This window comes from Rhizobium ecuadorense, from assembly GCF_001187535.1.
In the GTDB taxonomy this organism is placed as follows: Bacteria; Pseudomonadota; Alphaproteobacteria; order Rhizobiales; family Rhizobiaceae; genus Rhizobium; species Rhizobium ecuadorense.
In genome coordinates, this window is record NZ_LFIO01000246.1 from 1 (window position 1) to 247 (window position 247).

The 247-nt window shown below is 60.7% G+C and carries 1 protein-coding gene; it reads right to left on the bottom strand.

Annotated elements, in window-relative coordinates:
• Positions 1 to 84: 84 nt before the first annotated feature.
• The coding region (locus tag AF337_RS41795; RefSeq protein ID WP_244471189.1) for a Gfo/Idh/MocA family oxidoreductase at positions 85 to 247 on the bottom strand (163 nt) is incomplete at its 5' end.

A 247-nucleotide genomic window follows, 5' to 3' on the forward strand; every position in this document is an offset into this window, starting at 1 on the left:
GCCTGATTGAATGTCTGCCAAACGCGAAATGGCCGGGCTGGTGCCCGGCCATCTCATGCATGGCTTCCGGTCGGGAGAGGGCCGTCAGCCGATCTTGATAAGCTTGCCTTCCTTAACGGACTGAACCGCGGCATCGGCGAGCGCGAGCGCTGCGAGACCATCGGCGCCTGATGGAGAGATCTTGGAGCCCTTCTCGATCGCGGCGATGAAGGCTGCGATCTCGTTGGCATAAGCTTCGGTATAACGG